The organism is Nocardia sp. NPDC050793, from assembly GCF_040654065.1.
GTDB lineage: Bacteria > Actinomycetota > Actinomycetes > Mycobacteriales > Mycobacteriaceae > Nocardia.
In genome coordinates this window covers 607,883-633,273 of the sequence record NZ_JBFAHG010000005.1, presented here as the reverse complement: position 1 = coordinate 633,273, position 25,391 = coordinate 607,883, and the positions used below count along the sequence as shown (strand labels likewise).

Below are 25,391 nucleotides of genomic sequence, written 5' to 3'. Positions count from 1 at the left end.
TGCGCGCGGAGATCGTGGCGAGCTGCGGACTGCCTTGCGGTTGGTCGGGCTCTGCGCCGCTCACGACGATGACGGTGCGCTGACCGCTCCACCTTCCACCTCGTGCGCCGCTAGTGTGGTGGAACAGCTGAGGGCAGGGGAGTTCGATGTTGGAAGTCGCGCACCTGGTGCGCCGGTTCGGGGGCGTCGTCGCGGTCGACGATGTGTCGTTCACGGTGACGCCCGGCGCCCTGACCGGATTCGTCGGCGGCAACGGAGCGGGCAAAACCACCACCATGCGCATGATCATGGGCGTGCTCGCGGTGCACGGCGGGGAACTGCGCTGGCAGGGCAGTCCGGTGGCCGCCGCCGACCGCAGGTCGTTCGGCTACATGCCCGAGGAACGCGGGCTGTATCCGAAGCAGCCGGTGCTCGAACAACTGGTCTACCTGGCCAGGCTGCGCGGGCGGACGGCGGCCGACGCCCGGATCCGCGCGCGAGAGTTGCTGGACCGCTTCGATCTCGGCGATCGCGCCAAGGACAGGCTGGAATCCCTCTCGCTGGGCAACCAGCAGCGCGTGCAGATCGCCGCGGCCGTGATCGCGCAGCCGTCACTGCTGATCCTGGACGAGCCGTTCTCCGGTCTCGACCCGTCCGCCGTCGAATCGATGGCCGATCTGTTGCGCGAATACGCGACCATCGGCGTGCCCGTGCTCTTTTCCTCGCACCAGCTCGATCTGGTGGAGCGGCTGTGCGATCGGCTGGTGATTCTCGCGGCGGGGCGGGTCGTCGGGCAGGGCTCGGTGGACGAGCTCCGCTCCACCGGTGCGACGCGCTATCGCCTCGCGCTCGGCGGCGACCCGGGCTGGCTGCACTCCTTCGCCGGCGTGCGGGTGCTACAGACCAACGATTCCAGCGTGCTGCTCGAACTCGACGGCACGACCACCGAAGCGCTGCTCGGCGAAGCGCTGGCCCGCGGCCCGGTGCGCGAACTCGCCGAGGTGCGACCTTCGGTGTCGGAGATCTACCGCGAGGCGACGGCATGAGTACGGATTTCGCTCCGCGCGGGGTATGGCGGATCGTGGCGGCCCGCGAGATCGCGGTGAAGCTGCGCGATCGAAACTTCCTGGTGTCCACGGTGGTCACGATCGTGGCCATCGTCGCGTCCCTGGCCATCACGGGTTTCATGAGCAACCGCACCGACGAGATCGACGTCGCCGTCGTCGGTGCGGGAGCCGATCGGATCGTCGCGACCGCCAACGATCTGGCGGCGAGCGCGGACCGGAAGGTCGTCTTCACCGCGCACCCGCAGCCCGATGTGACGGCCGTCGAACAGCGGGTGCGCGACGAGGAGGCCGAGGTCGGCTTGACGCCCGCCGAACCGGGCGGCTGGCGGCTGGTCGGCGATTCCGCCCAGAACGACGACGCCGAAACGTATCTCACCGCCGCCGTGCAACAGCTCGCGGTGCAGCGCAATGCCGCCGCCGCGGGCGTGAGCCTGGAGCAGCTGGGCCGTGGCGGCGAGGTGACCTACGACCTGCTCGATCGGTCCGCGATCGAACCTGGCTTGGCCGGAATCGTGAGCATCGTCTTCGCGCTGCTCTTCTACACCGCGTCGATCCTGTTCGGCATGGGCATCGCGCAGAGCGTGGTCGAGGAGAAACAGAACCGGATCGTGGAGATCCTCGCGAGCGCTATCCCGGTGCGGCAGTTGCTGATCGGCAAGGTGCTCGGCAACACGGTGATGGCCTTCGCCCAGCTCGCGTTGTTCGTCGGCGCGGGCCTGATCGGATTGGCCGCGACCGGCAGGGGCGACCAGGTCGCCACGGTCGCGGGCGCGGCGGGCTGGTTCGTCGTCTTCTTCGTGGTCGGCTTCCTCGCCCTGGCCAGCTTGTGGGCGGTCGCGGGCGCGCTCGCGACGCGCAGCGAGGACTTGCAGTCCACCTCGATGCCCATGTCGATGGTCATCATGATCGTGCTGTTCGCGGGCATCTTCCTGACGGATACGTGGCGGGTGATCGCGTCCTACGTCCCGGTCGTGTCGATCGTCGCCATGCCCGCCCGGCTGGCCGAGGGCGCCGCGGCCTGGTGGGAGCCAGTCGTCGCGTTGATCCTGATGGCGGCGGGGACCTATGGAACCGTTCTGATCGCGGAGAAGATGTACCGGCGCTCGCTCATGCAGACGCAGGGACGTCTGACGATGCGACAGGCGCTCGCCGTCGAGGACTGACGTGCCGCGTCAGTACCAGTTGTTCTGCTGCCAGAAGGCCCAGGCCGCGTCGGGGCTGCCGTAGCGGTCGATCATGTAGTCGTAGGTCCAGCGGAGCTGGGTGACGGGGTTGAACCGCCAGTCGAGGCCGTGAGTGGACATCTTCTCCGGCGGGAGCGCCTGGCCGAGGCCGTAGGCGCCGCTGGTCGGGTTGACCGCGAACATATTCCAGCCGCTCTCCCGAGTGATGATCGCGTCGAACGACGGGAAATAGTGGATCGGAACGATGGTCAGCGCCAAGGCTTTCGCGCCGAGGCGGGCCGAGGCCAGGAACAGGTCGACGCCCGCGGAGAGCGCCGGGTTCACCGCCTCCGTGCCGCGCGCGTCGTTGGGGTCCTCGGGTGGTGGCGCCGCGGTCGCGGCGGGGGCCAGGGCGATCGCCGCCGCGCAGCAGACCGCGGCGGCGGAGTAGGCATACCGAAGCATCGACTCGCTCCCTTCGCATCAGATGGTCTGATTCCGGAACCAGCTCGTGCGAAGTCAGCAAACCATTGGTAACCGTATGGGTCGGGTTGCCACACCGAGGGCGGGCGGGTTCCGCGCGGGCCGCGTAGTCGTCGCGGTAGTGATTTCAATCAGTGATTGAATCGACGTTTGAAACGTGTTTTACTTCATCCATGGCTCAGAAAGTTTCGGCGGTCACCCGTGAGCGGCTGCTCGCCGCGGCCGAGCGTTTGTTGCTGACCGACCGCTACGAAGACGTGTCCGTGCGGGCGATATGCGCGGAGGCAGGCGCCAATCCGGCCGCCGTGCACTACCACTTCGGATCGAAGGAAGCGCTGGTCGCGGCGTTGCTGGAGGAGCGGCTCGGACCGCTGTGGGCCGACCGCCTCGCTGCGGTGAGCGCCGAGCGCGGTTCGGTGCCCGAGATCGTCGACGCGGTGATCGAGCCTTTCGTCGCACTGTCCGCCGACCCGGCGGGCCGCCTGCATCTGCGGCTGCTCGCCCAGCTGGTGCTCGGACGCCACCCGCTGCTGTGGCAGCAGCGCTGGTTCCGGATGGACTCCTGGGCCGGCCTGCTTCCCGAACTCGCTGAACCCGAGAGCAGGCGGCGCTGGTCGTTTGCTTTCGACCTCGTCATCATGGCCTTCGGCGCCGGAGACCGGGACCTCTCGGAGCACGCCGTCGCCACCTTGCGCGACTTCGTGGTCGCCGGACTCTCCGCGCCGGAAGGCGGTGCGCGATGACCGAGGTTTTCGCACCGGCGGCATTGGGCCCGATCACCCTGCGCAACAGGGTGATCAAGGCGGCGACCTTCGAGGGCCGCACACCCGACGCGCTGGTCACCGACGAACTGATCGAATTCCACCGCGAGACCGCGGCGGGCGGCGTCGGCATGACCACCGTCGCCTACTGCGCGGTCGCGCCGGGCGGCCGCACCGACCGGCACCAGATCTGGATGCGCGAAGAAGCCCTGCCCGGCCTGCGCAGACTGACCGATGTCGTGCACGCCGAAGGCGCCGCGGCCAGCGCGCAGATCGGGCACGCCGGACCGGTGGCCAATGCCGCCTCCAACCGGCTGCCCGCGCTCGCGCCGAGCCGCATGTTCAGCCCGCTCGGCATGCGGCCGATGAAGGTGCCCGACGAATCCGAGATCCGTGGGCTGGTCGCCGCGCACGCGGACGCCGCGAGACTGGCCGAGCGGGCTGGGTTCGACGCGGTGGAAATCCACTTCGGACACAACTACCTGGCCAGTTCGTTCCTGAGCCCGCTGCTGAACCGCCGCACCGACGGTTACGGCGGGTCGGCGGCCAACCGGGCCAGGTTCGTCCGCGAAATCGCCCGCGCGGTGGGCGAAGCCGTGGGCGGCAGGCTGGCGGTGACGGCGAAGCTGAACATGGAAGACGGCGTGCGCGGCGGCCTCACGGTGCCGGAATCGCTCCAGGTCGCCGCGTGGCTGGAAGAGGACGGGGCGCTGGACGCCCTGGAACTGACCGCGGGAAGCTCGCTGCTGAACCCGATGCTGCTGTTCCACGGCGACGCCCCGCGCCGCGAATTCGCGAAGGTCCTTCCCGCACCGGCCCGCTGGGGATTCCGGTTGGTCGGCCGCGGCTTCCTGCGCGAATACCCGTACCACGAGGCGTACCTGCTCGAACGGGCCCGCCAGTTCCGGCGCGAGCTGTCCATGCCGCTGATCCTGCTCGGCGGCATCACCAACCTCGACACCATGCGCCAAGCGATGGCCGAGGGCTTCGAGTTCGTCGCGATGGGCCGTGCCCTGCTTCGTGAGCCGAACCTGCTGCGCCGCATCCAATCCGACGAAGCGACTCGCTCGGCCTGCACCCACTGCAACCTGTGCATGCCGAGCATCTACACCGGGACGAAGTGCGTGTTCCGGCTCGATCAGCGTTCCGGTCTCGCCGCGAGGGTCACCTACTGAAACTGCCCGCTTGCGGCATGCCGCGACGTGGCGCCGTCGATCCTGTCGACGCGTCCGGCGGTGCCGTGACGACCGCGGCGTGAGTCGACGGACGTCCGCCGCTGTCCCTGGAAACCATTGGGGTCGGCGGTAGGAGGGCCCAGCACATCCGTACTCGACCCGTAGCGACCGTGCACGCGGGTGTTTAGCTGCGCCGACGAGTCCGGCCGCCGGCATGTCGCCCGTCGGTGACGAGCCGGGGCCTCCCGCGACGATGAGGGGGTTCACCACCGATCACTTCGAGGACACGATGACCGCAGATGAACTCCTCGCCGCACCCGTCACCGGAATGTCGCTGCCCGCCGAGCAGTTTCGGCTGCACCAGACCGATCGCGATCTCGATGTCACGCGGGTGATCGATGTCTTGCAGGGCAGGCTCGCCGCGTACCGGGTCACCGGATTCGTGCCCGATGCCGACTGCCGGACGATCACCGCCAATTTCTGGTCGTCGGCCGCGCGGACTCCGCGATACGGTGAAGGCGCCGATGGCGTCGAGGCGTACATTCTCGGCGCATCGCATATCGAGCGGACGACCGCCGACTATTTCGAGCAGGTCGAGCGCACAGTGGCGGCGGTGGCGGAGTTGTACCGCGGCGCGTGCGATCCGGTGAGCCGTGTGCGCACGCTGCTCGTGGCGTCCGGCGCGATAAGGGCCGCCCGGCCCGCCGCGCACACCCGCGGGATCGCGGCTTCCTCGAAAGCGGTGTGCTGGAACAACATCGGCGAATTCCTCCTGCTGCCGCACGACGATCTGGCGCAGTTGAGCGATCCGATCCAGGCCGGATTCGAGATCCAGCGAATCCGGCGGGTGATGGCGATCAATGTCTACCCCCACGTCCCGGGTGGTGGCGGCGCGCTCAGGATCTGGAACGTGATTCCCGACGGCGCGACGCGCGCTCGGCTCGGCGTCACGCACAGCGGCTACCCGTATCCGCCTCGGCTGCTGACGATGCACCCGTCCCTGGACGTCCCGGTGGCAACCGGCGATCTGTGCGTCATCAACGGCAATCTGATCCACGGTGTTCTCGGTGGCGCCTGCGTCGAACGCGGCAGGCTGCTGCTCACCTGTTTCACCGGTGTGGACGCGGCGGGCGACCTGATCTGGTGGACCTGATCGGCCGGCGGGCGGTTCCGTTCACCGGCGGACCGGACGGCCGCCGGGCGAGCGGTGCAGCATGGGCCGATCGCGATGCAGGAATCCGAGCATCGCCGGAACGGGACTGGTGATCCTGGGCTGAGCTTCCAGCAGCGCGCGGCGCCGTTCGGTCACCAGCGGCAGCTGCGACCAGTGGGTCGACGGACTGAGGTGATGTTCCTGGTGGTAGCCGTCGTTGAAGGCCAGCAGGTTGTACAGCTTGCCGTAGTAGCTCACCGAATCGGCGCCGCGCTCACTCGGGTCGGCGCCGAAATGCCGGTAGAAATTCTGCACGTTGACGAGCGTCAGCGCGAGGAAGAACGCGGGCAGATAGCAGAACAGCGTCCACTGCCAGGACAGGACCGCGAACACCGCCAACGACAGGACGTGCGCGGCCCGGTCGGCCTGCACTTGGCGCAATTCCCTGGTACGCCGGGCATCGCGGCGCGAAACCAGCGACAGCAGCTGGGACTCTTCCGGCCCGACCCGCCAGAGCCGGGTGATCATCAGCACCTCCTTGCCGCGGTTGACGAAGCTGTCGACGGCGCCGGACAGGATGTAGCGCAGCAACGGCGTGTGCTCGCCGTCACGGCCGTCGCGATAGGTGGACGACGTATCGCGGGTGGTGCCGTCGGGTCCGATCGGGTCGTTGTTGTAACGGTGGTGATTGCGGACGTGGGTCAGGTGGTAGGCCTGGACGGATTGCCCGATGCACATCGAATTCAACAGCGACGCTGCGGCATTGAACCGCGGCGAGGTGAACCAAGGCACATGGGTGAACAGGTGCGACACGACGATGATGTGGTACGTCATCATCGCGGTGATCAGGACGAAGCCGCCGAGCCGGGCCGCGATATCCGATCCTTCCCATACCAGGGCCAGCCAGATCATCGCGGCCGGCTGTGCCACGCTGAATCCCAGCAGCGCAGCGTCTTTGGGCGTGTGTCTCCAGAGGCGGTTGTCAGCGGTGCGAGTGACCATGAGGCCGATTATCGAAGGACGGCGGATTATCGCCGGGGCGTCCGAGCGGCGGCGGCGGACGGCGATTGTCCTGTTCGGAGCGCCGACGGTCAGCTCATCGGAACGTAGCTGCGGCTACCGCGCCCGCACCGGCGAAACGGCGCGGCGCGGTCGAGCGGCTCCCGTACCATTCTGGCGGTCAGCCCACTACAGAGGGTTCTGCTGCGGCGTTGCGGGGCCGGAGGGCCACGGTCGATCATCGGCCGCGGGCCTGCGCACGAGTCCATGCTGTCTACACGACTTGCTATGGAAGATCGGTAGGTAATCGCGTGACCCTTCCCTCGTCTGCGAACGTAGTGATCATCGGTGGCGGCGTAATCGGCGTCAGCGTCGCGTACCGGCTGGCCGAGGCCGGTGTCCGTGATGTCGTACTGCTCGAGCGCGGCAGTCTCGGCAGCGGGTCGACCTCACGGGCGGCGGGCGGAATCCGCGCCCAGTTCTCCGATCCGGTGAACGTCCGGATCAGCACCCGAAGCATGGCGGAGTACCGGCAGTTCGCCACGCGTTTCGACCAGGAGATCGACCTGCGCACGGTTGGCTATCTGTTCCTGCTGACGCGGCAGGAGGATGTGGCCGCCTTCGAGCGCGGCGTCGCCGTGCAGAACGAGTACGGGGTGCCCAGCCGCATGGTCGACGCGAAGGAGGCGCGGCGACTGTCGCCGCTCGTCGAGACGGCGGATGTGCTCGCGGCGGCGTACTCGCCCGATGATGGTTACTGCACACCGGAGTCGGTGGTGCTCGGCTACGCGCGGGCCGCACGCAGGCGCGGTGCGCGGCTGATCACCGGATGCGCGGTCACCGGAATCCAGCGCGCGGGACGCGAAGTACGCGCGGTCGAAACGGATCTGGGCCCGATCGCCACCTCGACGGTGATCTGCGCGGCCGGCGCGTGGTCGGCGGCAGTTGGCGACATGGTCGGAGTGCCGCTGCCGGTGCTGCCCTACCGGCGCCAGCTCGCCTTCACCAGCCCGATCGATACCGACATCCCGGTCCCGATGACGATCGACTTCTCCTCGGCGCTGTACTTCCGGCGTGAGGGACGCGGTTTGCTGATCGGGCTGTCCGATCCGGAAGAACAGCCCGGCTTCGTGACCCGGCCGTCCGAGACCTGGGCCGCCAAGGTCGCCGACGCACTGGCCGTGCGCGCGCCGGGTCTGCTCGATGCCGGTTTGACCGGCGGTTGGGCGGGACTCTACGAGGTGACGCCCGATCACAATGCGCTCGTCGGGGAAGCCGCCGAGGTGGACCGCTTCCTCTACGCGACCGGATTCTCGGGGCACGGGTTCATGCAGGCGCCCGCGATCGGCGAGATCGTGACCGATCTGGTGCTCAGGCGCGAGCCGTTCATCGACGTCGCGTCCTTGCACGCCGGCCGATTCTCCGATGAGCGTCGCAATGTGGAGTTGAACTACGTCTGACGCGGTCGAATCCGGGGCCCGCGATATCGGCGGGAGCACCGGGAGCGGTCGATCGCGCCCGCGGATCGAAATTGCGATCGGGTGCCGCGGGGTGCGCCCGAGCGGTGCGGCCGGCTCGGCGCTTTCTCGGGGATTCCGGTGGGCCGGAGGTATTCTTGTCTTCCGCTGGCCGAATCGAATTTCCGCGAGTCGAGCCGTGGCAGGCGGCCGTAAAGATTCCGTATGTATTTGTCGATGTGCCCGCAACTTCCGGAATATACCTTCCGACCAGTTTTGGAAAGTTGCCGGACGGTGGCGGTCCGGTTCGGGTTCACCGGGGCGCACCCGCCATGCCCTTCCGCTATGGCGAGGGATTCGCTGGCCGATTGCCTTGTGCGCGAACGATGGCGAGCAGGTGAGGGGCCGCGCGGTCGTGCGGCAAGGAGGTTCCCGTCGATGTCGATCTCGTCCAGCGCCCGATGTGCTGTGCGCGAACGGGTAGAAGGCGCAAATTAGGGATCAAGTAGCGGAGTTCGACAATTGAAATCTTGGTATCGCTTGATAAGCGTAGAGGTCAGGGTTAGGATTCTGCATCGGGATGGGCGCCAACGCGACGCACGAATTCCAAATGACGCGGGGAATTTCACGAGCCTTGTCCCGGATGCGGATAATTCCTGTGGGGTATTGTTCGGCTGGATTGCGAAAAGGGGACGTGCAGGTTATGTATAACCAAACGCAGCATGAATTGGGAGAATTTGTTCGGTGGGGTCGTAATCGAATTGGATTGACCCAGCACGAGGTTGCGACACGGGCGCGAATCAGCGTCGGTGGCCTACGCGACATCGAACAGAACAGAGTCGCACGTCCCCGCACCAGCACATTACGGAGATTGGCCGCCGCGCTGGAGCTCTCGCCGGTCGAGACCGAGGAATTCGTGCAGCGCGGTCAGCAGGGATCGGTGCTGGCGAACGACTTGCGGATGCTGGTGCTCGGGCCACTCGGGATCAGGGTCGAGGGTTCGCGGGTCGAGCTGAACTCGGTGCGCCAGCGTGTCATCCTCAGTCTGCTGGCCCTGTCACCGAACACGACCGTCAGCGTGGACGCGCTGGCCGACGGCATGAGTGACGGGCAGGTGCTGCCCTCCGCGGTCGATGTGGTCCGGGCCCAGGTGTCGCGGCTCCGTAGACGGTTGCAGCCCAACGGAAGCGGGCCGGTCGTGCTCGTCGCCAATGTGGGCGGCTACATGCTGCAGGTGGAGAGCAATCAGCTGGATCTGCTCGCGTTTCGCAAGCTCGCGGGCAGCGCCCGGCGCGACGCGAAGGCGGGGCGCCTGGAGCTCGCCGCCCGCCAGTACCGCACCGCGATCGAATTGCGGCGGGGTTCGCCCTTGGCGGATCTGCCAGAGCTGCATACCCATCCGGCCGTGGTCGAGCTGAACCGGGAACTGGAATCGGTACTGCTCGACTACGCCGACGTGGCGCTGCGGGTCGGACGGCACGCCGAACTGCTCGGACCGCTTCGGGGATTCATCGATGCCAATCCGCTGCACGAACGGGCGCACGCCTCGTTGATGATCGCCCTGGCCCGCAGTGGGCAACGCGCCGCGGCACTGGAACTGTTCGAGAACCTGCGCCGGAATCTCGCGCACGAGCTCGGCGTCGACCCCGTCCGCGAGGTAACCGAGGCGTATCTGGCGGTGCTGAGCGAATCCGACGACACCCTCGACGCGGGACAGGCGAACGTACGCCCCCGGCTGCCACCAGCACAACTGCCGGCGGACCTGCCGGGTTTCGTCGGCCGCGAGCACCATCTGGCGCATCTGGACGCAGTGCTCGCGCACAAACACGACAGCACGCCGATCGTCGCGATTCACGGCCTCGGCGGAGTCGGCAAGAGCGCACTCGCCGTGCACTGGGCCCATCGGATGGCGGATCGGTTCCCCGACGGACACCTCTACGCCGACATCGCAGGCAACGACCCGGCCGACGTGCTGCACGCTTTCCTCATCGCGCTCGGCATCTCACCGCTGATGATGCCCACCGAACTGTCCGAGCGCGCAGGCCTCTATCGCAGCATCGTCTGCGACAAACGACTGCTGATAGTGCTCGACAACGTTGCGCACCCGTATCAGGTGCGGTCGCTACTGCCCGGCAGCGCAGGCTGTTTCGTGGTGGTGACCAGCCGGTATCAGATGCGGGGCCTGGTCGCGGCCGAGGGCGCTACACCGTTGCCACTGGACGTGCTTTCCATGGACGAGGCGCGCACCTTGCTGCATCGTCGTATCGGTTCGGGCCGCCTCCTCGGCGAATTGGAGATCGTCGACGAGATCATCGCCCGGTCCGGCCGGCTGCCGCTCGCGCTGGCGCTCGCCGCCGCGAGGGCGATCACCAACCCGCAGCTTCCGCTGGCCGGTATCGTCGCAGAACTGCGTGACGACGCCGCGGTGCTGGATGCGTTCAGCACCGGTGAGGATGCCACTGATCCGCGCATGATCTTCGCTGCGGTCCACCGCACCCTCAGCAGTGAGGCGGCCAAGCTGTTCGCCACGTTCGGCGAATTGACCGAACCGAGTTTCCGCGCCCTCACCATCCACGAATCGCGCGGAGCTCCGGGAGACCGCATCGGCAGGCTCCTCAACGAATTGGTCAAGGTTCACTTCATCAACGAGGTGCAGCACGGGTACTACACGATCCATCCTCTCGTCCACGCCTACGCGAGGGAGCTGGCGTCGCAGCGCAGTGCGACCACCGGCATATGGTGCGGTCCGGTCTCGGAGGTAGGAGCCGAAGACTAGCCGGACCGGACAGGCGGGCCGCCGCCCGAGCCGCCGCGGAGCGGTGTCCGCGGCGGCCTCCGATCGTCAGTCGGTCCGGCTGGTTCGTGGCACGGCGAACGAATGCCGGTCGCCGGACCAGGACGAGCGCGGCACGGTGGCCTCCAGCTGGGCCAGATCCTCGGCCGACAGCTCGATTCGCGCGGCAGCGGCATTCTCCGTCACGCGCTCTCGGCTACGGGTTCCCGGAATGGGCACCACATCGTCACCCTGATGCAGCAGCCAGGCCAGCGCCAGCTGCCCTGGGGTCACCCCATGGTGCTCGGCCAGCTCGGCCAGCCTGTGCAGCTGTTCGGTGTTCCGGGTGAGATGCGCGCCGTGGAAACGCTGATCCGGCATCCGGTCGTCGTCCGGGCCGAGCGCGCCGATGTCGAGCTTGCCGGTGAGAAAGCCGCGGCCGAGCGGACTGAACACGACGATGCCTGCACCGAGCTTGCGAGCCAGCGGGACGATGTCGTCCTCGGGTTCACGCCAGGACAGTGACCACTCGTACTGGACGGCGCTGATGGGATGGACGGCGGACGCTCGCTCCAGCTCGGCCGGTTCCGTCTCGGAGATACCGAGATACCGCACCTTTCCGGCGGCGACCAACTCCGACATCGCGCCGACACTGTCCTCGATCGGCACATCCGGATCCACCCGGTGCAGGTAGTAGAGGTCGATCCGATCGGTGCCGAGCCGGGCCAGCGAGGCGTCGCAGAATCGGCGGATGTCATCGGGCCGTGCGCACAGCCGCGCCGGGTCGCCGGGCTGGTCGCGAACGATGCCGAATTTGGTGGCCAGGACGATCTCGTCGCGCCTGCCTGCGATCGCGCGCCCGACCAGCTGCTCGTTGCTGCCCGCGCCGTAGCTCATGGACGTGTCGATCAGCGTCACGCCCGAGTCGATCGCGTGCCGGATGGTATCCATGGACCGGGTGTCGTCGGCGGGACCGTAGTCCTGCGACATCCCCATGCAGCCGAGCCCGATCGCCGAGACGGCCAAGCCATGGCCGAGTGTTCGCTTTTCCATCGCCGGTTCCCTCAGGACAGCCGGCCGGGCAGAGCGGCGTAGTTCAGCACCAGCACGTCCCGGTGCGCGGGCGCGGTCTCGTCGATCGCCTCGATGGGCGTCACGGCGTGGTAGGTGCGCTGGTCGTCGTTGAGCAGCAGATCGCCGGGCTCCGTGAGGGTGCAGGTGCGCAACCGCGTGCCCTCCTCGTCGTACGTCGAGCTCTCGCCACCGGTGATGTTGAGCCGGTCGATGAGCAGCGAGCCGACGAAGGTGACGCCGTCGCGATGCTTGCCTTCCGGTGCAGGCTTGCCGATCGCCGCACCGGCGATGATGCGGACCGGGTGCAGCTTGATCTGCCAGCGCTGGGTGTCGTCGACGGTCGTGAAGATCCGGCCGAGCCGCACCAGCAGGTCACGCAGCAGCGGGTCGGAGGCGAACGCCTCGGTAAGCGGATCGTAGACGCGGTCGACACCGCCATTGAGCTGGTTGTAGTAGCGCTCCTGGCGATACGGTTCGTGCGGCAGCGCGGTCAGCTCGCCGGTCTTCGGGTCGAGCTCGAACTGACCGTACCGGCGATAGCGGTACGCACCGCCGTCGGCCATGAAGGTATCGAGGTGCAAGTCCTCCCAGTTCTTGGCGAATCGGGCCCAGTCGTCGTCGCCGACCGCGAGCACCGCGGACAGTTCGTCGCTCGGAACCAGGCACTCGCCGACATCGGACAACTGCTCGACGACCTCGCGCTCTTTCTCGTCGAGGGTCGCGCTCAGAGAAGGGGACATGGCGGTCCTTTCGATAGGTGGCCAGATCTCGATGGTGGCCTGGTCCGCGGACGCGTAACGGGTGGCCCGCGACCGGCCGTGCAGGGGCGACCGCGCATGTGACGGCGTCGGTACGCGGTGCCGCGTGGTTCCGCTACGGGGCACGGGCCGTTTGTGCGGATCGGCTCCCGCACACCCGGGCAAACTGGCGGCGGATCCTCGCCATGGTGGATATCACGCCGCTGAGCTGGGATTCGGCTCGAGATTGCGAGCGCGTCGAACGCCGGATCGGTGATCTCCTGACTTCGCACAATCGGCTGCGAGCACCACGACCTCGAGACGGGGAACGGATTATGACCAGTGCAACGCAGCAGACGACACACGATGAGGGCCAGGAGGAACAGACTCTCGCGAGCCCGGTGTGTTCCTACAACGAGTGGGATCTGCTGGAGGAAGTCATCGTCGGTATCGTCGACGACGCCAGCTTTCCGCCGTGGCACGAGTGCCTGCCGCCGGTCCTGCCGCCAGGGCAACTCGACACGTTCCGCGCCAACGCCGGGCGTCCGTTCCCGGCCGAGCGGATCGAAGCCGCGCGCCGCGACCTCGAGGAGTTCGTCCACATCCTGGAGGCCGAGGGCGTCGATGTCCGCCGGCCGCAACCGATCGCGCAGCGCACGACCTACAGCACGCTGGATTGGATGAGCACCGGCATGTACGCGGCGATGCCGCGCGACGCGCTGCTCGTGGTCGGCACCGACATCATCGAATGCCCGATGGCGTGGCGTTCCCGGTACTACGAGTCGCTGGCCTATCGGCCGCTGCTGAAGGAGTACTTCCACGCGGGCGCGAGGTGGAGCGCGGGGCCCAAGCCCGAGCTGACCGATGCCCAGTACGACCCGGACTGGACCGACGAGCACCCGGACCAGGGCACCCGGCTCGTCGTCACGGAATTCGAGCCGACCTTCGACGCGGCGGATTTCACCCGGTGCGGTCGCGACATCATCGCGCAGATGAGCAATGTCACGAACGCCTTCGGCATCGAATGGCTGCAGCGGCATCTGGGCGACGAATACCGTATCCACGTCTTCGAATTCGCCGACGCTCATCCGATGCACATCGATGCGACATTGGTCCCGCTGGCGCCGGGCAAACTGCTGATCAACGCCGAGCGCGTGCCCGAGGTTCCGGAGCTGTTCAAGGGCTGGGACGTCCTCGAGGCTCCGCAGCCGATCATCCCGGACGAGCATCCCCTCTACATGACCAGCAAGTGGATCAACATGAACATCCTCATGCTGGACGAGGAGCGGGTCATGGTCGAGCGGGAGGACGAGCCGATGATCCAGGCGCTCAAAGGATTCGGGCTCACCCCGATTCCCTGCCGATTCCGGAACTTCAACAGTTTCGGCGGATCGTTCCACTGCGCCACGCTGGACGTACGCCGCCGGGGCACGCTGCAGTCCTATTTCTAGGCCGCCGTGCAGAACTCGATCGCGTCGACGAAGGAAATCCGTGAGCAGTGCGATAAGTTGTGACGCCCCCGTGCCCGCCGAGCCGGACGGCGCGCAGGTCTTCCTCTCGAATATCGTGGAGCTCCGGATCTCCGATGTGGTGCCATTCGCCGTGTCGCCGCGTGCCGTGGCCGAAAACGCCGAGCACACCAGAACATTGGCCGAATCGGTCGCCGCATTTCCGCCGATCGTCGTCCATCGGGACACGATGCAGGTCATCGATGGCCTGCATCGGTTGCGGGCGGCGCAGATGCGTGGCGAGGCCACGATCGCGGCGGTGTTCTTCGACGGTGTGCTCGCCGAGGCGTTCGTGCTGGCGGTGAAATTGAATACGACACATGGGCTGCCGCTCTCGCTGGCCGATCGGAAGGCCGCGGCGCAACGCATCCTCGCGGCGTATCCGGACTGGTCGGACCGGGCGATCGCCGCCGTCGCCGGGCTTTCCGACAAGACCGTCGGCGCGATCCGCAAGTGGTCGACTGCGGAATTTCCGCGGCCGACCGACCGGGTCGCCCGCAACGGTGTCCTGCACCGCGCGGGATCGGAAGGCCGGCAGCGGGCCGCCGAACTGTTCACGGCCTCGCCCGGTATTTCGGCGCGGGCGGCGGCCGCGGCCGCGGGGATCTCACTGACCACGGCAAAGGACGTACGCAGGCGGCTGCGCAACGGCCTGTCGCCGATGCCGTCCGGCCGTCCGCTCGCCGAAGCGCCCGAGCCGGCGGCCACGGTCGTGGGCAATGCCGAATCCGCACCTGTGACAGAACAGCTCGACACAGCGCAGCTGTTGCAGCGGCTGCGCCGCGATCCGTCGCTGCGCTTCACCGAAAGCGGCCGAAAACTGTTGCGCTGGCTGGAAGTCTCGCCCGACGATCCCGCCGAGTTGCGCGCCGTTGTCGACAACATTCCGGGCCACTGTGTACCCAGTGTCTCCGACCTGGTTCGACAACGGGCGCACCGCTGGCAGCAGCTGGCCGACCTGCTCGACCAGCGCGTATGAACCGTGCACGACAACTCGAATCGTGCGCTTCGAATTCAGTCAGGAGAGACGAGGGTATGAGCACCAACCCGTTCGACGACGAGGACGGCAGCTTCCACGTTCTGGTCAACGATGAAGAGCAGTATTCGCTGTGGCCGGTCTTCGCCGAGGTGCCCGCCGGATGGGCGGTGGTTCTCGGCGACCGGTCGCGGGCCGACTGCCTCGAGTACATCGAGCAGAACTGGGTCGACATGCGGCCGAAGAGTCTGCGGATGGCGATGACTGCCGACGGTCGCGGTTGACGGGGCCGATCGAGATGTTCGTGCCGCACATGTATCGAGAGCCCGACGCCGACTGGGTCGTCGAGCTGATGGTGCGCAACCCGCTGGCGTTGTTGATCACGAACGGCAGCGAATCGGACGGGCCGTACGCGACGCACCTTCCCGTAATACTGGACCCCGCGATGGGGGACGATCGGCCCGCGGACCTGGTGGGCGCCACTCTGTTCGGGCATATGAACAGGGCGAATCCGCAGTGGCGGTCCTTGCGGTCCGGAATGCCGGTGGTCCTGAGCTTCTCCGGGCCGCACGCCTACGTCTCACCGTGCGTCTACCGGACCACACCCGCGGCGCCGACCTGGAACTTCGCTGCCGTCCAGGTCCGCGGCGTGCTGCACGAAATCGAATCGGGGGCCGCGACGCTGCAGGTCGTCACAGCCACCGTGCGGGCGCTGGAGGCGGAATTCGGGGACAACTGGAATATGTCCGATTCGCTCGACTACTTCCGCGAGATATTGCCCGGCGTCGGCGCGTTCCGGATCGCGGTGACGGACGCCCGCGGCATGTTCAAGATGAGCCAGGAACAAGACGTGGAGATCCAGGATCGAGTCTGGCGACATTTCGCGAGCAGCGAATCGACCAGGCACCGCGAAACCGCCGAGTACATGAAGCGGATCAGCCGGAATCATCGGTAGATCGCGACAGATATTGAGGAGTTTCAGTCATGTCGGATTCGATTACCCAGCAGGCGGCGGACATTCCGGGCACGCTGCTGGAGTGGAGTCGCATACTTCTGAACGATGCCACGGTTGGCCCGGACGACAACTTCATCGACGCCGGCGGGCATTCCCTGCTCGCGCAGAAATTGTCGGACAGTATCCGCGAGAAGTACGGTGTGGACCTCAGTTTTGCCGTGCTGTTCAACGAATCGATCGAACGGGTGGCGGAGGATCTCGTCGCCAAAGTATCGGCGTAGTGAATTCACCGATCGTCGAAAACGGATAGAAAGAGGGATGTCATGGTCACCCTGTCCGATGAAATAACGAAGTTCCAGCTCACCGACGAGCAGCTCGCACAGTTTCACCGAGACGGCTTCATCCACCCGATCAAGGTGTATTCCGAAGACGATATCGAACAGCGTTGGCGCAGTATCCGGAAGAGCCTGGTCGACCGCAGCGTGGCGGCGTACACGCTGGCCGAGGACCGGAGTAATGCCTCGATCTCCAACTACGACCGGCACCTGGACGTGGACCTGCTCAGCGAGCACATCATGAAGCCGCAGATCGTCGGACCGGTGACGTCCATTCTCGGATCCGACGTGCTGTGCTGGCGCAGCGAGTTCTTTCCGAAGTACGCGGGCGACGAAGGCACCGACTGGCATCAGTCGGACACTTTCGCCAATGCCAGCGGCCGCCCGCAGCTGGTGTGGGGAGACAACAAGGACGAGTCGGCGCACGGCGGCACGCTGACCGCGTGGACCGCGTTCACCGACGCCACCATCGAGAACGGGTGTCTGCAACTGATTCCCGGAACCCACACCCAGATGAACTACGACGAGAACAAGACGATGGCCTATCGGCCGGATCTGATCAACAAGGTGGACAAGGACGGCATACGTCGCGGCTTCTTCGGCTACGACTACCGGGAACTGCAGAAGGATCCGGACTGGAAGCCGGACGAAGGCAATGCCGTGCCGATCGTCTTGAAGCGGGGCGAGACTGTCTTCTTCTGGTCCACGCTCATGCACGCGTCGCTGCCGAATACCACGGAGAACGACTATCGGATGGGATTCGCCTGCCGGTTCGTGCCGACCTCGGTGCAGATCTACCCGGACACCGAGTTCATCGACGAATACGGCGGTCCGGTCTCGCTGGAGCACTGGGCGGCGGTGCTCGTCGCAGGCGAGGACACGGCCGGCTTCAACAAGGTGGCCACGGTGAACCGGCGCGGAACCGCCTTCGAGACCTGGTAGCGATCATGACGCTTGCTGCTGCCGCCGGCCCGGTCTCGCCACTGCCCGCGCACGGCCTGCTCGTGTTTCTCGTGCAGGTGGTGGTGTTGTTGTTGTCGGCGCGGTTGCTCGGCGAGCTGGCGAGCAGGCTGGGAATGCCGACCATCATCGGCGAACTGCTGGCCGGGGTACTGCTGGGCCCCTCGGTGCTCGCGCACCTGGCGCCCGCGGTTTCCGGCTGGCTGTTCCCGCCGCAGGCGGAGCAGCAGCATTTGCTGGACGCGGTCGGGCAGTTCGGCGTGCTGCTGCTCGTCGGTCTGGCGGGAATGCAGTTGGATCTGCATCGTTTCCGGGAACGATTGCCCATGGCCATGAAGGTGAGCACCGCAGGCTTGCTCGTTCCGCTGGCGATCGGCGTCGGCATCGGCTGGTTCGCACCGACGCCGCTGCGCCCCGCGAGCACCTCTCCCGCGGTGTTCGCGATGTTCATGGGCATCGCCATCTGCGTATCGGCGATTCCGGTGATCGCGAAGACGTTGATGGAACTGAAGCTGACCCACCGGAACGTGGGTCAGCTCATCCTGACCGCCAGCATGTTCGACGATGCGGTCGGCTGGTTCCTGCTGTCGATCGTCTCCGCCGTCGCCACGCAGGGCCTCGGCGCGGAAACGGTGTTCACGTCGCTGGGCGCGCTGTGCGGGATCGTCGTCTTCGCGATGGTGATCGGGCGTCCCCTGGTGCGGACGGTGCTGCGGCGTGCCGACGCCTCCGATGACCCTGGGAAGGTGACCGCCGCGGTCGTCGTGCTGCTGATGGTGAGCGCCGCGGCAACCCAGAGTATGGGCCTGGAGGCGGTCTTCGGCACATTTCTCTGCGGGGTGCTGATCGGCTCCAGCGGCGTGCGCCTGAACGCGCTCGCGCCGCTGAACACCGTCGTCATGTCGGTGTTCGCGCCGTTGTTCTTCGCCACCGCCGGGCTGCGAATGGACCTGTCCGCGCTGGCGACCGTGCCGCTGCTGCTCGCCGCGCTCGTTGTGCTGGTGCTGGCGATCGCGGGCAAGTTCGTCGGCGCGTTCATCGGCGGGGCGTTGAGCGGGCTGACTCGCCGGGAATCGGTCGCCGTCGGCGCGGGAATGAACGCGCGCGGTGTCATCGAAGTCGTCATCGCGATAGTCGGGCTGCGACTGGGTGTGCTCGGCACCGAGGCCTACACCATTCTGGTGCTGGTCGCCGTGGCCACCTCGCTGATGGCGCCGCCGATCCTGCGCCGGGCGATGGCGGGTTCGGAGGTCACCGAGGAGGAGGAGGTGCGCGAGCAGCGGACGCTGACGCTCACCCAACTCCGCGGGCCCGATGCTGCCCCGCCACAGCGCGCGGCGGGGTAGCCCGTCTTCCGCTAATTCCGTGCGAGCAATGTGTCGCCGATGAGCCGTACGACATCGGAACCCGAGGACTGGAAGTAGAAATGACCGCCGGGAAAGAGTCGGATATCGAATTCCCCGGACGTATATTCGCGCCAGCCGCCGACGGTGTGCAGAGGTGTCCGGGGGTCGGATTCACCGGTGAGCACGGTTATCGGGCAGGTCAGTTTCGCGCCGGGTTCGGGCCGGTGCAGTTCCCACAAAGTGAAATCGGCCCGGACGCTCGGCAGCAATATGCTCATGACGGCCTCATTGGCTGCTACTTCGGGATCGAGCCCGCCCAGCCGAACCATTTCCGCGGCGAGTTCCGCGTCGGAAAGATCGTGCAGCCTGCGCACGCTGTCCCGCATGCCCGGCTCGGGTTGCGCGGACAGGAACAAGTGGTCGGCGGTCGGCAGTCCACGGTCCCGGAGTGCGCAGGCTGTTTCGAAGGCGAGTACCGCACCGCACGAATGACCGAAGAAGGCGAAGCGGCCGTCGAGGATCGGGCTCAGCTCACTGACCAGTGATTCGACGAGTTGCGCTACGTCGACAGCCGGATCCTCGGCGATGCGGTTCTGCCTGCCGGGAAGCTGGACCGCGGCGAGCTCGATATCGTCGGGCAGCAGCTGCGCCCACTCCGAGAATGCGCTCGCACCCGCGCCCGCGTGCGGAAAACAAATCAAGCGATTGCGGGCATCCGGGCGGCGAGCACGCCAGAAGGCGCGATTTTCCATCATAAGCTTCATGCTTCGAAGATAGCGGGCTCGCCCGCGGCGAGAGTAGCCCTGTTTCGAGGTCGCCCGAACCGGTCCGCGACCCTATTGCGATCGGTCGCCGAGCGGTAGGCTCACCACCGCAGAGTTTCGCCTCGGGGATTCGGACTGCAATGCCTCCACGTGGTGATGATTCCGTTTGTGCGGGATATGTATTTCGTTCTCGAAGAGAGCCGAGAACCGAACGAAGAATGGATTGTCGGCCGGTGCACAGAAATTCCCGGGAATCGCACGCGCCCGGCTGTGCGTTTCTCACCGAGGAGAAGACGATGGAAAGAACACCGACCGGCGACGCGGGCGGCGCGCGGGTCGTCTATGTGCTGGACGCGCGGTTGCGTCCGGTGCCCGCCGACGTCGTCGGCGAGATGTACCTGGGCGGAGACCAGCTGGCGCGCGGTTATTGGAACCAGCCGGCGTTGACCGCACAGCGGTTCGTCGCCGATCCCGCCCGACCCGGTGCGCGGATGTACCGAACCGGAGATCGGGCGAAGCCGCGCGAAGACGGTGTGCTCGAGTTCGCGGGCCGCGCCGACCGTCAGGTCAAGATACGCGGTTACCGCATCGAGCTGGAGGAGATCGAAGCTGTTGCCGCAGAACACGAATCGGTCGGCAGCGTGGTGGTCGTAGCCAAAGGCCACGCGGACGGATCCCCGAATCGGCTGGTCGCCTACGCGGTGCCGAAGAACGGCGCGGTTCTGGATCGGACGCAACTGCACCGCCATCTCGAGCAACACCTGCCGCCTCACATGGTTCCCGCGGATGTCGTTGTCCTGGAGCGCTTTCCGCTGACCACGAACGGCAAGATCGATACCCGTGCGCTGCCCGAGCCCGCGCGGGCGGGCGGGCCCTACCGCGCGCCGGGCACGTCGGCCGAGGCGGTGCTGGCGAATCTGTACGGTGAGATCCTCGGGCTGGAGCGGGTCGGCGTCGACGACGATTTCATCCGATTGGGCGGCGACAGCATCCTGTCGATCGCCCTGGCGGTCGGGGCGCGCAGGCACGGACTTGTGCTGACGCAGCGCCAGATCTTCCAGTGCCGGACGGTCGGTGCGCTCGCGGCCGTCGCGATATCGGACACCGATGCGGCCGCCCGGACCGCCGCGGCAGGCGAACTCGCCGAGCTCCCGCAGGCCGATCCCGCGGACCTCGCCGAGTGGCGGACCCGCTACCCGAACCTGCGCGCCGTATGGCCGCTGACCGCACTGCAATTCGGCATGGTCTTCCACACGATGGCGGGCGCGGCGGAGACCGGTCGCGACGCCTACCTGATCCAGTCGGCGTTCCGGATGGTCGGCGACATCGATCCGCCGCGTCTGCGCGCGGCCTGTCAGGCGCTGCTCGACCGCTACCCGAACCTGCGCGCCGTCTTCCTTCCTGACACCCGTGGCGAACTCGCCCAGCTGGTGCTCGACAACATCGAGGTGCCGTGGTGGCAGGCCGATGTCGCGGAAGCCGATGGCGCGCGGCGCGAACAGGCCATCGAACGGCTGTTGACGCAGGATCGCCTGCGCCCGTTCGACCTCACTGCCGCGCCGCTGCTGCGTTTCGGGCTGATCCGGATCGACAGCGAACTGCACGAACTGGTGCTGACCGCGCACCACGCGCTGTTCGACGGCTGGTCCGAACCGATCCTGCAGCGAGATCTGCTGCTGCTGTACGCGTCCCACGCTGATCCCGGCGCGCTGCCCGAGGCGGCCGACTACCGCAGCTACCTGACGTGGCTTGCGGCGCGCGATCGCACCGCGTCCGCGCGGGCGTGGCAGGACGAGCTCGCCGGTGTGACGCGACCGACGTCGCTGGCTCCGAGGAGCGCGTCGCGGGACAGTGCAGGCGATCACGAGACCGGCACCGTCGAGATCGAGCTGACCGCATCCGAGGCCGAGGCCGTCGCCGAGCGCGCCGCCGAGTGCGGCATCACGCTGAACACCGCGGTGCAAGGCGCGTGGGCCGTCGTGGTCGGCGGGCTGCTGGATACGACCGATGTGGTCTTCGGGACAACGGTATCCGGCCGACCGCCGGACTTGGCCGCCGTCGAATCGATGGTCGGTCTGCTCATCAACACGCTGCCGGTGCGGGTGACATGGGATCCGGAACAGAGCATCGCGGCGGCGCTGTGGAATCTGCAGGAGCGCCAAGCGGCGCTACTCGACCATCACCATCACGGGTTGCTCGACATCCATCGGGCCACCGGGATGGAGCGGCTGTTCGACTCGCTCGTCGTCTTCGAGTCGTATCCGAACGATGCGGCCGGCCTGGAATCGGCCTACGCCCGGTCCGGCATCAAGGTGGCGAATCTGCGCCGCTTCGTCGGGACGCACTATCCGCTGGTGGTCGGCGCGTACAACGAGCCACACCTGCGGTTGGGCATCCAGTACAGGAAGGATCTGTTCGATCCGACGCTCGTGGAAGGGATTTCGGCCGGGCTCGGCCGAGTGCTTCGAGCGCTGATCGAGAGTCCCGCGACCCCGGTCGGCGAGCTGCCCGCGGTCGGCGACGAGTTGCGCGCGATCCTGCGCCTGCGGGCGGTCGACGCGGTGTCGCCGGAGTTCGCGCCGTCCGAGTATCGCGCGCCGCGAACGCCGCGCGAGGATCTGCTGTGCTCCGTGCTCGCGGAGATATTGGAATTGGATCGAGTCGGGATCGACGACAACTTCTTCGCACTCGGCGGAAACTCGCTGCATGCCACCCGGTTGATCGGGCGGGCCCGCCGGGATCTGGGCGTCGAATTGTCCATACGCACCGTTTTCGAATTTCCCACCGTAGCCGAGCTGTCCCAGCGGCTCGACCACGACGGGCCGAGCAACCGGCCCGCGCTCAGGAAGATGGTTACATCGGAGGACCGGGGTGATATCGATGGCTGATCGCGCTTTCCACCGTCGCGCGCACAACGGGGGATGACCGTGGGGATCCGCATGAAACATACCGAATACGACGTCGTCGGTATCGGGTTCGGCCCCTCGAACATCGCTCTCGCCATCGCGTTGCTCGAGCATGGTGAGGGAAACTCGGACCCGGTGACGGCCGCATTTCTCGAGCGTAAGCAGTCGTTCGGCTGGCACCAGAACATGCTGCTGCCCTCGGCGAAGATGCAGGTCTCTTTCTTGAAGGATCTCGCGACCTTCCGTAACCCGGCGACACGCTTCGGCTTCGTCTCCTACCTGCACGCCAAGGGCAGACTTCCGATGTTCGTGAACCGGAAGGATTTCTTCCCGACCCGGCGGGAGTTCCACGATTACCTGGAGTGGGCGGCGGCCAAACTGTCCGGCATGGTCGCCTACGGATCCGAGGTCGTCGAGGTCACGCCTGCCTCCGGGGGCGATGCCGAATGGCCGGTGCGCAGCCTGCGCGTGAAGGTCCGCACGGCGGAGGGCTTCGACTTCGTCGAGTGCTCCAATATCGTGGTTTCCACCGGCCTGGAGCCGCGGCTGCCCGACGGGGTCGTCAGGGGGAGCCGGATCTGGCACAGTTCGGAATTTCTGGAGCGGTTCCGGGAATGCGGCGAGCTGTCGCACGTGGCGGTCGTCGGCGCGGGGCAGAGCGGTGCGGAAATCGTGCGGTTCCTGTACGACGCGTTGCCGGAGGCTCGAATATCGGCGATATTGCCCGCCTACGGATACAGCATCGCGGACAATACCCCGTTCGCGAACGAGGTATACGATCCGGTCGCGGTGGACGACTACTATTTCGGCAGCGCGGATTCGAAATCGCTGTTCTGGCGATACCACAAGAACACCAATTATTCGGTCGTCGACAGCGATGTCGCCGACTCGTTGTATCAGCGCAAATACGACGACGAGGTGTCCGGGGTGAACCGGCTGTCCTTCGTCACGCTGACCAGGATCACCGAGGCGCGCGACAGCGGGGGAGGCGTGCATCTGGGACTGCGGTCGGTGCGGACCGGCAGCGATTACGACATGAACGTCGACACTCTGGTCTGCGCCACCGGCTACGGCCCGATGAATCCGGGCCGTTTGCTGCACCGGCTCGACCCGTACCTGCTGCGCGACGACGACGGCCGGTACCGGATCGATCGCGACTATCGAATCGTCACCGCGCCGGAGCTGCAATGTGGCATCTACCTGCAGGGCGGCACCGAGCACACGCATGGCCTCTCGTCGTCGTTGCTGTCGAGTATCGCGGTGCGCGGCGGGGAGATCACGGAATCGATCGTGAAGGCGCGGCGGCGCCGCGGAGAGTACTCCGATCCCGAACCGGCCGAGGCGCGGCCATGAACGCCGGCGTGGCCAGCGAGGACGAGTTCGTCGCGCGGACCGTCCTGCGGGAGTTGTCCCGGATCGACCGCGGTGTGCCGACCCCGTTCGGCACCGACCGCGAGCCCACCGCCGCCGGTGTCGAGCGGCGCCGCTCACCGACCGGAGTTCCCTTCTGGATGGCGACGGACAGCGGGACCTGCAAGAGCGTTCTCGGCCAGGCGGCGGTGAGCAGGAGCGCCGCCTGTGCTCCGAGCGCACCGTCGTTGCTCGCCAACCCGACCATCTCCCCGCGGTCGATCATGAGCGTGGACGGCGCCCAGCACGCGAAATTGAAGCGTGCGGCGATGAAGCGGCTCGGGAAGCACGCGGCGGTGACGCGGTGCGCGAACATCCTCGAACGAACCCGCACCCTGCTGAATGGCATGCCCGACGCCGCGACCGTCGATCTGGTCCCCGCTTTTACAGCGAAGTTGCCGCTGCTGAACCTGGTCGATCTGCTCGGGTTGCCGGAGAGCTCGATCGCGGAATTCGGTGGAGCGGGTGAGGTGTTCTTCGACTTCGATTCGCTGTCTCCGGAGCAGGCGGCGCAGCGGGTGGCGCGTCTGCTGCATTTCTGCCTGCGGACCTTCGGCGATCCGGAGCAGGCATCCGACGGCGCCATCGCCGACTTCCAGCGGGATCCTGCGCTGTCCAGGAAAGAGGCGGTCGAGCTGACACTGGCCTTTCTCACCGCCGGATATCACACGGTGGCGGGCCAGCTTTCGCTTGTCCTGTACGCCGCACTGGCGTCGCCGGTGATCGGGGACCTGATGCGGCAGTCGGCGGCGCCGGAACCGCTCGTGAAGATACTCGTCCACGCCATGCCGGTCACCACCGTGAGTTTTCCGCGCCGGATGACCGCGCCACTGATGGTGGACGGCAACGACTTCCGGTCCGGAGACATGGTCGTCGCGGGGCTGGGCGAGGCGGGTGAACGCGACCTGTCGGACGAGGAAGTCCCGGTCGCGGCCCACGAGAACGGCCTGGCCTTCGGATACGGGCGGCACCGATGCCCTGGTGAGCAGTTCTCGATCGAACAGATCACCACGGCCGCGATGCAGTTCCTGCACCGATATCCGAGGGCCGCGTTGTCGAAGACGGACGACGCGATCGTGTGGCAGGCCGGACTGACCACGAGAGGTATTTCGAAGATGATCGTCGAACTGGATGCGTCATGACCTACGAGGAAGCCTTGGAGCTGGTGATCGGGGCGATCTGCGGCTATCGCGGTATCGACCGGTCCGAAGTGAACGAAGCCACGAACATGGTGGACGACCTGGGTTTCGATTCGATCGACGCCGCGGAGTTGGTAGTCGCCATCTACACCGAGACCGGCTGGCAGTTGGATCCCGGCGCGCTCCGGGATATCGAGATATTCGGCCGGTCGGTCGAAGACGTCGCGGCGAGCGTGGTGAGCCGCAGCACAAAGATCCAAGTGAGTTGAGC

Annotated in this window: 23 protein-coding genes; 18 read left to right on the top strand and 5 right to left on the bottom strand. The window is 66.8% G+C overall.

The window, feature by feature from the left end; all coding sequences use genetic code 11:
- Positions 1 to 146: 146 nt before the first annotated feature.
- Both AB0H50_RS21055 and AB0H50_RS21050 read left to right on the top strand, forming a co-directional pair.
- Positions 147 to 1,025, top strand: a complete 879-nt coding sequence (locus AB0H50_RS21055; RefSeq protein WP_357455028.1) for an ATP-binding cassette domain-containing protein — start codon at positions 147 to 149, stop codon at positions 1,023 to 1,025.
- Positions 1,022 to 2,209 (top strand): ABC transporter permease, encoded by a 1,188-nt coding sequence (locus AB0H50_RS21050; RefSeq protein WP_357455025.1) that lies wholly within the window; start codon positions 1,022 to 1,024, stop codon positions 2,207 to 2,209. The genes AB0H50_RS21055 and AB0H50_RS21050 overlap by 4 nt, the downstream gene beginning before the upstream one ends.
- 9 nt (positions 2,210 to 2,218) lie before the next feature.
- On the opposite strand, the gene AB0H50_RS21045 is transcribed toward AB0H50_RS21050, so the two are convergent.
- Entirely contained in the window at positions 2,219 to 2,674 is a 456-nt protein-coding gene (locus AB0H50_RS21045) for a lytic transglycosylase domain-containing protein (protein ID WP_357455022.1), read from the bottom strand.
- Positions 2,675 to 2,865: 191 nt separating this feature from the next.
- Here AB0H50_RS21045 and AB0H50_RS21040 point away from each other — a divergent pair, with 191 nt between their 5' ends.
- From AB0H50_RS21040 to AB0H50_RS21030, 3 genes are all read left to right on the top strand, one after another.
- Positions 2,866 to 3,435, top strand: a complete 570-nt coding sequence (locus AB0H50_RS21040) for a TetR/AcrR family transcriptional regulator (protein WP_357455019.1) — start codon at positions 2,866 to 2,868, stop codon at positions 3,433 to 3,435.
- A complete protein-coding gene (locus AB0H50_RS21035; protein WP_357455016.1) occupies positions 3,432 to 4,628 on the top strand; it encodes an NADH:flavin oxidoreductase in 1,197 nt (398 codons plus the stop codon). Before AB0H50_RS21040 ends, AB0H50_RS21035 begins: the two co-directional genes overlap by 4 nt.
- Positions 4,629 to 4,917: 289 nt before the next feature.
- Positions 4,918 to 5,781 (top strand): hypothetical protein, encoded by an 864-nt coding sequence (locus AB0H50_RS21030; RefSeq protein WP_357455013.1) that lies wholly within the window; start codon positions 4,918 to 4,920, stop codon positions 5,779 to 5,781.
- Positions 5,782 to 5,802: 21 nt separating this feature from the next.
- On the opposite strand, the gene AB0H50_RS21025 is transcribed toward AB0H50_RS21030, so the two are convergent.
- Positions 5,803 to 6,711, bottom strand: a complete 909-nt coding sequence (locus AB0H50_RS21025) for a fatty acid desaturase (RefSeq protein WP_357455010.1) — start codon at positions 6,709 to 6,711, stop codon at positions 5,803 to 5,805.
- A gap of 380 nt (positions 6,712 to 7,091) precedes the next feature.
- Between AB0H50_RS21025 and AB0H50_RS21020 the strand changes: the two genes are divergently transcribed.
- Together AB0H50_RS21020 and AB0H50_RS21015 are read left to right on the top strand one after the other, a co-directional pair.
- Positions 7,092 to 8,240: an FAD-binding oxidoreductase gene (locus AB0H50_RS21020; protein ID WP_357455007.1), complete on the top strand. Its 1,149-nt coding sequence runs from the start codon at positions 7,092 to 7,094 to the stop codon at positions 8,238 to 8,240.
- A 577-nt stretch (positions 8,241 to 8,817) separates the two neighbouring features.
- A complete protein-coding gene (locus AB0H50_RS21015) occupies positions 8,818 to 11,013 on the top strand; it encodes a BTAD domain-containing putative transcriptional regulator (RefSeq protein WP_357455004.1) in 2,196 nt (731 codons plus the stop codon).
- 66 nt (positions 11,014 to 11,079) lie between these two features.
- On the opposite strand, the gene AB0H50_RS21010 is transcribed toward AB0H50_RS21015, so the two are convergent.
- Both AB0H50_RS21010 and AB0H50_RS21005 read right to left on the bottom strand, forming a co-directional pair.
- A complete protein-coding gene (locus tag AB0H50_RS21010) occupies positions 11,080 to 12,063 on the bottom strand; it encodes an aldo/keto reductase (RefSeq protein WP_357455002.1) in 984 nt (327 codons plus the stop codon).
- Positions 12,064 to 12,074: 11 nt separating this feature from the next.
- The gene (locus AB0H50_RS21005; RefSeq protein WP_357454999.1) at positions 12,075 to 12,824 is read right to left on the bottom strand and encodes a 2OG-Fe dioxygenase family protein; all 750 of its coding nucleotides are present in this window, start codon (positions 12,822 to 12,824) and stop codon (positions 12,075 to 12,077) included.
- Between the two features lie 332 nt (positions 12,825 to 13,156).
- On the opposite strand from AB0H50_RS21005, the gene AB0H50_RS21000 reads away from it, so the two are divergent.
- From AB0H50_RS21000 to AB0H50_RS20970, 7 genes are read left to right on the top strand one after another with little or no spacing between them, the layout of a single operon-like run.
- Positions 13,157 to 14,272 carry a hypothetical protein gene (locus tag AB0H50_RS21000; protein WP_357454996.1) on the top strand — a complete coding sequence of 372 codons (1,116 nt, stop codon included), beginning with the start codon at positions 13,157 to 13,159 and terminating at the stop codon, positions 14,270 to 14,272.
- A 40-nt stretch (positions 14,273 to 14,312) separates the two neighbouring features.
- Complete coding sequence (locus AB0H50_RS20995; protein ID WP_357454993.1) at positions 14,313 to 15,308, top strand: ParB/RepB/Spo0J family partition protein; 996 nt, start codon at positions 14,313 to 14,315, stop codon at positions 15,306 to 15,308.
- Positions 15,309 to 15,364: 56 nt separating this feature from the next.
- Positions 15,365 to 15,589: an MbtH family protein gene (locus AB0H50_RS20990; protein ID WP_357454990.1), complete on the top strand. Its 225-nt coding sequence runs from the start codon at positions 15,365 to 15,367 to the stop codon at positions 15,587 to 15,589.
- Entirely contained in the window at positions 15,586 to 16,260 is a 675-nt protein-coding gene (locus AB0H50_RS20985; protein ID WP_357454987.1) for an FMN-binding negative transcriptional regulator, read from the top strand. The genes AB0H50_RS20990 and AB0H50_RS20985 overlap by 4 nt, the downstream gene beginning before the upstream one ends.
- A gap of 29 nt (positions 16,261 to 16,289) precedes the next feature.
- Positions 16,290 to 16,541 carry a phosphopantetheine-binding protein gene (locus AB0H50_RS20980; protein ID WP_357454984.1) on the top strand — a complete coding sequence of 84 codons (252 nt, stop codon included), beginning with the start codon at positions 16,290 to 16,292 and terminating at the stop codon, positions 16,539 to 16,541.
- 42 nt (positions 16,542 to 16,583) lie between these two features.
- Positions 16,584 to 17,537 (top strand): chlorinating enzyme, encoded by a 954-nt coding sequence (locus AB0H50_RS20975; protein ID WP_357454981.1) that lies wholly within the window; start codon positions 16,584 to 16,586, stop codon positions 17,535 to 17,537.
- 5 nt (positions 17,538 to 17,542) lie between these two features.
- The gene (locus tag AB0H50_RS20970) at positions 17,543 to 18,901 is read left to right on the top strand and encodes a cation:proton antiporter (protein ID WP_357454978.1); all 1,359 of its coding nucleotides are present in this window, start codon (positions 17,543 to 17,545) and stop codon (positions 18,899 to 18,901) included.
- Between the two features lie 11 nt (positions 18,902 to 18,912).
- Here AB0H50_RS20970 and AB0H50_RS20965 read toward each other — a convergent pair whose 3' ends face one another.
- Positions 18,913 to 19,665: an alpha/beta fold hydrolase gene (locus AB0H50_RS20965; RefSeq protein ID WP_357454975.1), complete on the bottom strand. Its 753-nt coding sequence runs from the start codon at positions 19,663 to 19,665 to the stop codon at positions 18,913 to 18,915.
- 296 nt (positions 19,666 to 19,961) lie between these two features.
- Here AB0H50_RS20965 and AB0H50_RS20960 point away from each other — a divergent pair, with 296 nt between their 5' ends.
- The 4 genes from AB0H50_RS20960 to AB0H50_RS20945 are packed head-to-tail and all read left to right on the top strand — an operon-like array spanning position 19,962 to position 25,389.
- Positions 19,962 to 22,553, top strand: a complete 2,592-nt coding sequence (locus AB0H50_RS20960; RefSeq protein WP_357454972.1) for a condensation domain-containing protein — start codon at positions 19,962 to 19,964, stop codon at positions 22,551 to 22,553.
- Between the two features lie 51 nt (positions 22,554 to 22,604).
- Positions 22,605 to 23,924 (top strand): SidA/IucD/PvdA family monooxygenase, encoded by a 1,320-nt coding sequence (locus AB0H50_RS20955; protein WP_357454969.1) that lies wholly within the window; start codon positions 22,605 to 22,607, stop codon positions 23,922 to 23,924.
- On the top strand, positions 23,921 to 25,123 hold the full coding sequence (locus AB0H50_RS20950; RefSeq protein WP_357454966.1) for a hypothetical protein: 1,203 nt from the start codon (positions 23,921 to 23,923) through the stop codon (positions 25,121 to 25,123). Before AB0H50_RS20955 ends, AB0H50_RS20950 begins: the two co-directional genes overlap by 4 nt.
- Positions 25,120 to 25,389, top strand: a complete 270-nt coding sequence (locus tag AB0H50_RS20945) for an acyl carrier protein (protein ID WP_357454963.1) — start codon at positions 25,120 to 25,122, stop codon at positions 25,387 to 25,389. The genes AB0H50_RS20950 and AB0H50_RS20945 overlap by 4 nt, the downstream gene beginning before the upstream one ends.
- Positions 25,390 to 25,391: the final 2 nt, after the last annotated feature.

What these genes read in the sequence shown, in the direction of transcription:
- AB0H50_RS20950 (WP_357454966.1), top strand. Translation starts at nt 23,921, where the DNA reads ATGAACGCCGGCGTGGCCAGCGAGGACGAGTTCGTCGCGCGGACCGTC.
- AB0H50_RS20980 (WP_357454984.1), top strand. Translation starts at nt 16,290, where the DNA reads ATGTCGGATTCGATTACCCAGCAGGCGGCGGACATTCCGGGCACGCTG.
- AB0H50_RS21045 (WP_357455022.1), bottom strand. Translation starts at nt 2,674, where the DNA reads ATGCTTCGGTATGCCTACTCCGCCGCCGCGGTCTGCTGCGCGGCGGCG.
- AB0H50_RS20990 (WP_357454990.1), top strand. Translation starts at nt 15,365, where the DNA reads ATGAGCACCAACCCGTTCGACGACGAGGACGGCAGCTTCCACGTTCTG.
- AB0H50_RS21035 (WP_357455016.1), top strand. Translation starts at nt 3,432, where the DNA reads ATGACCGAGGTTTTCGCACCGGCGGCATTGGGCCCGATCACCCTGCGC.
- AB0H50_RS21050 (WP_357455025.1), top strand. Translation starts at nt 1,022, where the DNA reads ATGAGTACGGATTTCGCTCCGCGCGGGGTATGGCGGATCGTGGCGGCC.
- AB0H50_RS20970 (WP_357454978.1), top strand. Translation starts at nt 17,543, where the DNA reads ATGACGCTTGCTGCTGCCGCCGGCCCGGTCTCGCCACTGCCCGCGCAC.
- AB0H50_RS21005 (WP_357454999.1), bottom strand. Translation starts at nt 12,824, where the DNA reads ATGTCCCCTTCTCTGAGCGCGACCCTCGACGAGAAAGAGCGCGAGGTC.
- AB0H50_RS21010 (WP_357455002.1), bottom strand. Translation starts at nt 12,063, where the DNA reads ATGGAAAAGCGAACACTCGGCCATGGCTTGGCCGTCTCGGCGATCGGG.
- AB0H50_RS21015 (WP_357455004.1), top strand. Translation starts at nt 8,818, where the DNA reads ATGGGCGCCAACGCGACGCACGAATTCCAAATGACGCGGGGAATTTCA.
- AB0H50_RS20975 (WP_357454981.1), top strand. Translation starts at nt 16,584, where the DNA reads ATGGTCACCCTGTCCGATGAAATAACGAAGTTCCAGCTCACCGACGAG.
- AB0H50_RS21055 (WP_357455028.1), top strand. Translation starts at nt 147, where the DNA reads ATGTTGGAAGTCGCGCACCTGGTGCGCCGGTTCGGGGGCGTCGTCGCG.
- AB0H50_RS21030 (WP_357455013.1), top strand. Translation starts at nt 4,918, where the DNA reads ATGACCGCAGATGAACTCCTCGCCGCACCCGTCACCGGAATGTCGCTG.
- AB0H50_RS21040 (WP_357455019.1), top strand. Translation starts at nt 2,866, where the DNA reads ATGGCTCAGAAAGTTTCGGCGGTCACCCGTGAGCGGCTGCTCGCCGCG.
- AB0H50_RS21000 (WP_357454996.1), top strand. Translation starts at nt 13,157, where the DNA reads ATGACCAGTGCAACGCAGCAGACGACACACGATGAGGGCCAGGAGGAA.
- AB0H50_RS20965 (WP_357454975.1), bottom strand. Translation starts at nt 19,665, where the DNA reads ATGAAGCTTATGATGGAAAATCGCGCCTTCTGGCGTGCTCGCCGCCCG.
- AB0H50_RS20955 (WP_357454969.1), top strand. Translation starts at nt 22,605, where the DNA reads ATGAAACATACCGAATACGACGTCGTCGGTATCGGGTTCGGCCCCTCG.
- AB0H50_RS20945 (WP_357454963.1), top strand. Translation starts at nt 25,120, where the DNA reads ATGACCTACGAGGAAGCCTTGGAGCTGGTGATCGGGGCGATCTGCGGC.
- AB0H50_RS20960 (WP_357454972.1), top strand. Translation starts at nt 19,962, where the DNA reads ATGGAAAGAACACCGACCGGCGACGCGGGCGGCGCGCGGGTCGTCTAT.